Raw genomic sequence first — 7,527 nt, forward strand, 5'->3', positions numbered from 1 at the left:
TACGGATACGCGCCTGCCATCGTTGGTTCCAAAATCGCGGGCATTGGCCGCGGCGTCCCCATAAAAAAAGGCGGCTTGCGCCGCCTTTTGGTTCGTAGTGGCCTGCTAGCAAGCCATTACAGGGAGTAGTACATGTCGTACTCAACGGGGTGAGGCGCCATGCGGAAACGCGTGACTTCACCCATCTTGAGGTCAATGTAGGCATCCAGCATGGAGTCGGTAAAGACGCCACCCTTGGTAAGGAAACCACGGTCCTTGTCCAGATAGTCCAGCGCTTGGTCCAGGCTGTGGCACACGGTAGGCACCAGCTTGTCTTCTTCGGGTGGCAGATGGTACAGATCCTTCGTGGCGGCTTCGCCGGGATGAATCTTGTTTTCCACGCCGTCCAGACCGGCCATCATCAAGGCCGAGAAGCACAGGTAAGGGTTGGCCGATGGATCGGGGAAACGCGCTTCAATGCGGCGGCCCTTGGGGTTGGCCACATACGGAATACGGATCGAGGCCGAGCGGTTGCGGGCCGAGTAGGCCAGCTTCACCGGGGCTTCGAAGCCGGGCACCAGGCGCTTGTACGAGTTGGTACCAGGGTTGGTGATGGCGTTCAGGGCACGTGCGTGCTTGATGATGCCGCCGATGTAGTACAGCGCGAAGTCCGACAGGCCAGCATAGCCGTCGCCTGCAAACAGGTTCTTGCCGTCCTTCCAGATGGACTGGTGCACGTGCATGCCGGAACCGTTGTCGCCAGCGTAGGGCTTGGGCATGAAGGTGGCGGTCTTGCCATAGGCGTTGGCCACGTTCCAGACCACGTACTTCAGGACTTGGGTCCAGTCAGCGCGTTCGACCAGCGTGCTGAAACGCGTGCCGATTTCGTTCTGGCCAGCGCCCGCCACTTCGTGGTGGAACACTTCGACCGGGATGCCCAGGGATTCGAGGATCAGGGACATCTCGGCGCGCATGTCTTGCGTGCTGTCGACAGGAGGCACGGGGAAGTAGCCGCCCTTGACGGTGGGACGATGGCCACGGTTGCCACCTTCGAGCTTGGCGCCCGAGTTCCAGGGGGCTTCGTACTCTTCGATCTCGAACATGACTTTGCCGGGTTCGTTGGACCAACGAACGCCGTCGAAGATGAAGAATTCTGGTTCTGGTCCGAAGTAGGCCGTATCGCCCAGGCCGGAGGCCTTCAAGTAGGCTTCAGCGCGCTTGGCAATGGAGCGTGGATCGCGGTCGTAGGCTTTGCCGTCGCCGGGTTCGATCACGTCGCACTGCAGAAACATCGTGGTTTCTTCGAAGAACGGGTCGATGTTGGCAGTGTTGGGGTCGGGCATGAGCTGCATGTCCGAAGCTTCAATACCCTTCCAACCGGCCACAGACGAACCGTCAAATGCATGACCGGATGCGAACTTGTCTTCATCGAAGTGGGACACGGGCACGGTGACGTGCTGTTCCTTGCCACGGGTGTCGGTAAAACGGAAGTCAACGAACTTGACTTCGTTCTCCTTCACCATCTTCATCACGTCTGCAATGGTCTTGGCCATCAGGTTCTCCTGGGTAAAGCGCTTGTTGAAAAAAGAATTTGCCGGTTTAAAAGCAGTTTGCGTGCCAGCCCAGTGCAGGCTTCGCACTAGGACGGAGCACTAGGGGCTATGCACCTGCTCGGCACCCGGCGGAATGCACCAATAAAGTGCAATCCATGAATCAACCAGGAACATCAAAGGTTGCGCACCAATTCAGGGCCGCATGTTGCACCAAATTCGTGCAGTCCATTTTTCAGGTCTTGCCATGCGGCCGGGACAGAAGGTGCCGGGCCTTTGACGCCCAGTTCGATATGCCGCCCGTATTGTGGATGATCCACGCTGGGCAAACTGAACACCCGCACCTCGGGGTGCATTATTTCGATGCGTTGCATGAGCGGCGTCAGCGCAGCCTCCATCGCACCATAAACCACCACCGATTGCTCGGTCTGGGGTGTGCGATTGAAGTGGGCTGAATAGTGGTGGTCCAGCACCCACTCAATCATCGGCCAGGCCATGACGGGAAATCCAGGCACGAAGTGCACCGCCCCACCGCCAGGGCCCCCGCAACTGAAGCCGGGGATCTTGTTGTAGGGATTGGGAATGATTTGCGCGCCGAAAGGAAACATGCCCATGTTCAGGCGGTGCACGTTGTCCGGGCGGTCGGCTTCGTACGGAACACCCTGCTCGCGCGCCACGTCTTGCATGCGCTCCCGGATCAGGGCCTCTGCCTCGGGGTGCAAAACAAGCTCAACGCCCAAAGCGCGTGCCGCGCACTGGCGCGTGCGGTCGTCTGGCGTGGCGCCAATGCCTCCGCACGAGAACACAACGTCCCCATTAGCGAACGCGCGCTGCAACGTGGCAGTGAGGCGATCGGGGTTGTCGCCCACATAGTCCGCATACGACAGAGAGAGTCCGCGGGCCGCTAGCAACTCGATCACCTTGGGCATGTGCTTGTCCGCGCGCTTGCCAGAGAGGATTTCATCGCCAACGATGACGAGACCAAATTGGGGAGTCATGGTGCAGGGGCTCCATTGGCAGATGTTGCAGGTTCTGGCAAAGATGCTGGGGCCGGGGCCTGGGGCAGCAGGGTCGAATCTGAACCCTCTGCGGAGCCACCCGCGACAGGGGCATTTCGCAAGCTTTCTTCTTTTTCTGATCGCAAGCGCTCAAGCGCCGCCAGGCAGTAGTGGGAGAACCACAGCGACGAAAATGCAAAAACGAGTGTGTAGATCCAGATCGCCAGCGGCACCAGCACAAAAAAGGCGGCGGCAAACACCACGCCCGATGCCCACACGATGCTGGGTGCAGCCCCCAGATATCCGGTGAGGATGCCAATGCCCAGCAGACTGCTGCGGTGCCGGAGAAACAACTCGCGTCGTTCTTCTTTGCTGGCATGGTCTGCCAAAGCATCAAACACCATGACGCGGTAGGTGAGCCAACCCCATATCAGCGGCGGGAGAATGAGGACAAGGGGCGGAACAAGCCACAAGGGGATAGACACCACCAAGGCCACCAAAGCCAGGAGGGTAGAACTGAGCGACCAAGCCACACTGGCAATGAAAGAGCCGCCCTTCTTGCGCTCTAGCTTGGGGAAGCGCCGGTCGGCTACCAACGCCACCAGCGCGGGTGTCATGAGCACGGCTACCACCAGCAACGAAAGCACTACCAACAGTGGAGTGATCGCCAGCACAACCATCAGGGGGGCGACTACCGTCGTCACATCGCCCACGCCCCAGCCTTGTAGCCAGCTCCAGAAGCCCGCCAGCAGTGTGGATGCGTCCAGCAACGACCGCATGCCTTGTACCGCTGCATCCCAATAAAAGTACCCCAAGCCCAATCCCAGCGCCGCCATCAACAGCAGTGGCAGCAGCGACAAGACGATGACGCGCGGTCGCAGGCAATAAACGGCAGCGCGCCAGAAAGAATCGAACAGTAGTCCCATGCCAGCAAGCATACATGGACCGCCTGCAGCGCCGATCAGGCTTTGCCAAACAGCCGAAGCACCCCACGCCACTGCTGGGACCAGAAGCCTTTGCCATAGTCGCGCAGTTGTCCGTTTGCTCCGGGCTCTACCTGGTCGCGTACGCCGGTAGGGTCGTAGCGCAATTCAAAATTGGCCGTGCGCATCAGCACGTCCCACCAGGGCAGCAGCACCCCAAAATTGTGCCCTCCCAGCACCACACGATGCCTGGGGCTGGGCAAGCCTGTGGCGTCCGCATCGCCAAGCGGGCCATTCATCCGTTTGATGGTCTCGTGACCTATGCCGACACTGTGGTGCAGGCGATGAAAACGCGGACTCACCCACAAGCGCTCACCCCAGCGGCCAAACCACAGTCGCACATTCGCGTGTTGAAAGCTCTCGCTCAGCTGCGTGATCGCCACAATAGCGATGAACTGGCCAGGCGCCACACCAATGAGCTGGGCCACCACCACCAAAATGGTGTCGCGCAGCAGGTCATCCAGCAAGTGGTTGCGGTTGTCGCTCCACATCGTCATCTGCTGCTGGGCATGGTGCAGGGAGTGCAGACGCCACCACCACTCAAAATGGTGCTGCCCCCGGTGGATCCAATAGTCCACAAAATCGAACACGACCAAGTACATCAACAGGCTGACCCAGGGGATATCGGAGATACCCGGCCAAATGCCATCGAGCTGAAATGTGCTGATACCTGCGACCCGCAAGGCCCCAAAAACATCATCGACCAAAGGATCAATGGCGAGGAACAAACCCAGGCGGAAAAGGCCCAGGCGGTGGATCAGGGTATAGAGAATATCGGTACGGATTGTGGCACGGTCGGTCACCGGTTCTACCGGCCAGAGTCGCTGCAACGGGCCGATCACCACCAGAATCACCACTAGCTGCAACAGGCCCACCAACAGCCATCCAGACGCCTCGTAACCCGTTTCGAGAACGTTTCCCAGACCCACATGAAACATCAGCGGCTGCATCACGCTTTCAAACAACCACTGCTGCACGCTGTCAAACCAGTTGCCGAGCAATTCCATCTCCCTACGCTCCCTCAGCCACAAAAGACACATGCGCGCGCTCGCCTTGCATCCGTGCGTTGAGGATCTGAAGCATTGCCCAAATGGCGCTCAGCGCACCGTCTGCTGACCGTACACAGGGTGTTCGCGCAGGGTGCGAAAACAAAACCCCCGCTGCTTGAGCCCTTCAATCAATGGCTCAAGCACCGCAGGTGCCCACGGGTCTTTGCGCGACCAGATACCCAGGTGAGCGAGAAGAATGTCTCCACTGCGCACGTTGCGCAATGCTTTGTTCAACAGCGCGGTGTTGCTGAAACTTTCGCTGGAAAGCTCGTCACCCAAAAAACCGGCGGGCGACCATCCCACATGCGTGTAACCGCAAGCACGCGCGCTGGTCAGAAGTTGCGCTGACGTTTTGCCACCCGGCGCACGAAACAGAGGCAGTGGCGTTTTGCCCGTGATCTGTTTTAAACGATCCGCCGCCTTGGTCAATTCAGAGCAATATCCAGCAGCGGAAAGTACGAAATCCTGGCCTTCACGCGGGCCCGAAGACGGTCGGACTCGGAAGAGCGGCTGATCTGAGGCTCCCATGTCAGCACGCCAATAGGTGTGGTCCCACGTATGCGAGGCAAACTCATGGCCTTCCGCCGCCCGGGCACGCCACCAGGGAGCCCAATGGTCACCCAGACTCCCGTCTCCTTCTTTCGTCCGCTCGTTTGCGGCGAAGAACGTAACCCGTACCTGCTGTCGGTGGAGCACGTCGGCCACCAACGGGGCAATCGCCATGTGACCCGTGTCGAAGGTCAAGTACAGCGGTTTTTCACAGTCTTTTTGGGCTCTAGCGCTTGAGTAGCAAGCGCATAACGCTACAAATAATATAGCAAACGAAGCGCGCTGCGTGTTCACAGGAGTTTTCCTCAAAGCGCCCATCTATCGGTAGCAACGCCTTAACGCGGAGCGTGCTGCAAGGTCCAAACGCCATGGGGAGATTTCCCTACCGTGACCTGCCGCACCACTTTTTTGGCGTGCGTATCGACCACAGACAATTTGCGCGCCCAGCGCGAGCTGACATAGATGAACCGGCCGTCGGCAGAAACTTCCATGCAGTCGGGCCCTCCCGGTACAGGATAAGAATCCACCACTTGGTACGTCGCCATGTCTATCTTGCTGATGGTGTTGGCGACGCGGTTGCTGACGTAAAGATGGCGACCGTCCCCAGCAGCACGAAAGGCGTGTGCGCCGTTCCCTGTCTTGATTTTCTTGATGCTGATCGGCTCGCGACCAGAGACATCAAACACCTCCACACTGTCGCTGCCCGTGAGGCCGACAAATACACGCTTGTCATCCGACGATCCGTAGACATCCGCCGGCATGGCACCGGTTTTTATCCGCCACTTAATCCCCTGGGTCGCAATGTCGATAGCCACCAATTCATCGCTGTCCTGCATGGTCGAATACACGGTCGTGCTGCGACTGTCGATCCATAGATGGCTCGGCGTGCGCGAAGTGGCTACTCGTTGAACCAGCGTCAGGTCCTTGCCATCCCAGCGGTAAAAATCAATATGGTTCAGCCGGTTGGCGGCTGTGATGAACCACTTCATGTCCGGGCTAAAACGCAGATGGTACGGGTCTACGATCCCTCGAACTGTGCGCTGTATCTGGGCCGTTCGGGGGTCCACAAACGTCAGCGTATCCCCCAGTGCATTCGCCACAATGATCGATTTTTCGTCAGGGGTGAGATAGAGATGATGCGGCTCTTTACCCGTGGGGATGCGGGCCGTCTCAGTCAAAGTCACAGGATCAATGACACTGACATTCGCCTCCAGCGAATTCAATACAAAGATGGGCGTAGGAGCAGCCGACGCTCCGTTGACGACCGCCAGGCAGAGCCCGCCAAGCGCAACACACGCACGCACAAACGAAAAAATCTTCACAGAACCACTTTCAGCTAAGCCTGCAAGTGTAGCGCGGCGCCTGTCTTAGACGTTTGCGGGCACACGTAACATCTTGGATTGAGATCGATTGCTGCACGTGAACTGGAGTGCCAGCACCGAGCGACTGCATCCTTGCTCAAGTTCGCCACGATCTCAAAGAAACATCTACGTATTTAGCGCCCAACGATGGGAGACAACCGAAACCGTCGATGAGTTGGCGAAGCTACGATTTGTCAGGTCATCTGATTGAGTAAAACCAGGTCATCGTTGCTTAGCCATTTCCACGCTCCTGGCGGCAGATCACTTGGCAGTTCCATAGCGCCAATCCGGGACCGATGCAACCCTTCCACACGATTGCCGACCGCAGCGAGCATTCGCTTCACTTGGTGGTACTTCCCCTCGGTCAAGGTGAGGTCTATCCGATTGCTTCCGATAACCTCACACGCAGCGGCCCTTACAGGCTTTGGATCATCATCCAGCACAACTCCACTTAAAAGCCGCGCAACTTGTGACGCATCCACCGCGTGCTTGGTGGTAATTTGGTAGACCTTGGGAACATGTTTCTTCGGAGAACTGAGCCGATGAATAAATTGCCCGTCATCACTCAGCAAGAGCATTCCTGTCGTGTCTTGATCAAGTCGGCCCACAGCCTGCACCCCTTGCACCGCGCTTTTCGTCGGCCGCTGGCGCAAAGGCGCAGGCAGTAGTGTGTAAATACTTGGGTAAGTAGAAGGTTTTTGAGAACACTCTGTGCCCGCTGGCTTGTGCAACAACACATAAGCTTTCTCATAACAGGGCCAATCTACGCCTTGAACTCGCAGTTGCAAACCTTGCAGATCGAACTCGGCAGTCGCATTTAAGCAATTTACATATTCAGTGTCTGCCCCCGCCAGACACACCGAAACCCAACCCTGCTGAATGAGTCCGGAACAAACACGGCGAGTTCCGAAACCTTGCGAATACAAAATATCCTGTAATTGCATGAAATGGACTGGGAAAAGTTAATCGATACTTTCCTGCGCCCCAACGCAAAACCCCCCAGTCCTTTGGAGACTGAGGGGGTTTGGGGCTATAAGAGCCTGACGATGACCTACTTT

Annotated in this window: 7 protein-coding genes; all 7 read right to left on the minus strand. The window is 57.8% G+C overall.

Annotated features, from left to right (window positions below; all coding sequences use genetic code 11):
- Positions 1-116: 116 nt before the first annotated feature.
- Positions 117-1,532: a type I glutamate--ammonia ligase gene (gene glnA, locus ACK41V_RS15400; protein WP_409783479.1), complete on the minus strand. Its 1,416-nt coding sequence runs from the start codon at positions 1,530-1,532 to the stop codon at positions 117-119.
- Between the two features lie 173 nt (positions 1,533-1,705).
- Positions 1,706-2,527, minus strand: coding sequence for a competence/damage-inducible protein A (locus ACK41V_RS15405; protein WP_409783480.1), 822 nt, complete (start codon positions 2,525-2,527; stop codon positions 1,706-1,708).
- Positions 2,524-3,453, minus strand: coding sequence for an EI24 domain-containing protein (locus tag ACK41V_RS15410; RefSeq protein WP_409783481.1), 930 nt, complete (start codon positions 3,451-3,453; stop codon positions 2,524-2,526). The genes ACK41V_RS15405 and ACK41V_RS15410 overlap by 4 nt, the downstream gene beginning before the upstream one ends.
- Before the next feature lie 35 nt (positions 3,454-3,488).
- Positions 3,489-4,517, minus strand: coding sequence for a sterol desaturase family protein (locus ACK41V_RS15415; RefSeq protein ID WP_409783482.1), 1,029 nt, complete (start codon positions 4,515-4,517; stop codon positions 3,489-3,491).
- A gap of 90 nt (positions 4,518-4,607) precedes the next feature.
- Entirely contained in the window at positions 4,608-5,282 is a 675-nt protein-coding gene (locus ACK41V_RS15420; protein WP_409783487.1) for a polysaccharide deacetylase family protein, read from the minus strand.
- Between the two features lie 161 nt (positions 5,283-5,443).
- On the minus strand, positions 5,444-6,430 hold the full coding sequence (locus ACK41V_RS15425) for a YncE family protein (protein WP_409783483.1): 987 nt from the start codon (positions 6,428-6,430) through the stop codon (positions 5,444-5,446).
- Between the two features lie 233 nt (positions 6,431-6,663).
- Positions 6,664-7,413, minus strand: a complete 750-nt coding sequence (locus ACK41V_RS15430) for a 16S rRNA pseudouridine(516) synthase (RefSeq protein ID WP_409783484.1) — start codon at positions 7,411-7,413, stop codon at positions 6,664-6,666.
- Positions 7,414-7,527 lie beyond the last annotated feature (114 nt).

Origin of the sequence: Acidovorax sp. (assembly GCF_046291265.1) — a bacterium.
Lineage (GTDB): Bacteria > Pseudomonadota > Gammaproteobacteria > Burkholderiales > Burkholderiaceae_C > Acidovorax.

Bases quoted from the DNA above. Each gene is read 5' to 3' on its own strand.
- glnA (WP_409783479.1), bottom strand. From the start codon at position 1,532: ATGGCCAAGACCATTGCAGACGTGATGAAGATGGTGAAGGAGAACGAA.
- ACK41V_RS15405 (WP_409783480.1), bottom strand. From the start codon at position 2,527: ATGACTCCCCAATTTGGTCTCGTCATCGTTGGCGATGAAATCCTCTCT.
- ACK41V_RS15410 (WP_409783481.1), bottom strand. From the start codon at position 3,453: ATGGGACTACTGTTCGATTCTTTCTGGCGCGCTGCCGTTTATTGCCTG.
- ACK41V_RS15415 (WP_409783482.1), bottom strand. From the start codon at position 4,517: ATGGAATTGCTCGGCAACTGGTTTGACAGCGTGCAGCAGTGGTTGTTT.
- ACK41V_RS15420 (WP_409783487.1), bottom strand. From the start codon at position 5,282: ATGGCGATTGCCCCGTTGGTGGCCGACGTGCTCCACCGACAGCAGGTA.
- ACK41V_RS15430 (WP_409783484.1), bottom strand. From the start codon at position 7,413: ATGCAATTACAGGATATTTTGTATTCGCAAGGTTTCGGAACTCGCCGT.